A 946-nucleotide genomic window follows, 5' to 3' on the forward strand; every position below is an offset into this window, starting at 1 on the left:
TGACCAGTTCCCGGCCGGCGGTGGCCAGCTGCTCGGTGGCGGCGATGCGGTCCAGGGCGGCACCGAGCAGGTAGGCGGTGTTGCGCAGCGCGGCTTCCCGGCCCGGGGACATCACCAGGGTCCAGGTGGCGAAGAAGTCCATGGTGCCGATGACCTGCCCACCGGAGGTGATGGGCAGGCACACCCCGGACTTCACCCCGGCGCGCTGGGCGGCGGGGGCGCGCACGCAGTCGGTGAGCTCGCCCAGGTCGGGCACGAAGACCATGTCGCGGCGCTGCCAGGCCCGCCCCGACAGCCCCACACCGGGGGCGAAGGTCGCGGCCAGGGTGACGGCGCGGAACTCCGGGCCGGCGTCCCCGGACTCCCGCTCGAACCGCAACACCCCTGCCGCGGGGTCGACCCGCCAGAACGAGCCGTAGGCCCAGCCGAAGTCGGTGCGGATGGTGTCCAGGGCGGCGGCCAGCGCGGTGTCGGCGTCGGTGGCGGCGGTCAGCTGCTGCAGCACCTCGGTGACCGCGGCGACGTCCTGGGCGGACTTGGCCTGGGCCTCGGCGGCAGCCAGGCGGGCCAGCGCCTGGGACACCAGGGTCCCGATCGCACGCAGGGTGGCCAGCCGGCGCGGTGCGAGCTCCAGGGTCTCGGTGGTGAAGAAGTCCATCGTCCCCACCACCGCACCGGCGGCCACGATCGGGAAGCACACCCCCGACCGCACCCCCACCCGCTGCGCGACCGGGGCCCGCACGCAGTCGCGCACCTGACCCAGGTCCGGCACGAACACCAGCTCACCGGTGGCCCACGCCCGCCCCGACAGACCCACACCCCGGGCGAACGTCGCGGTCGCCGTGACCCGCGCGAACTCCTCGCTCACCGACCCCGACTCCGAGGAGAAGTGCAACAGCCCATCGGCCGGATCGAGGACCCAGTGCGACCCGTAGGCCCACCCGAA

The 946-nt window shown here is 74.4% G+C and carries 1 protein-coding gene; it reads right to left on the reverse strand.

Annotated elements, in window-relative coordinates; genetic code table 11:
* Nucleotides 1–895: GAF domain-containing protein (locus AC0IVP_RS21810; protein ID WP_471759267.1), on the reverse strand; the 895-nt coding region annotated here is incomplete at its 3' end.
* Nucleotides 896–946: the final 51 nt, after the last annotated feature.

Source organism: Klenkia sp. AC732, assembly GCF_979256525.1.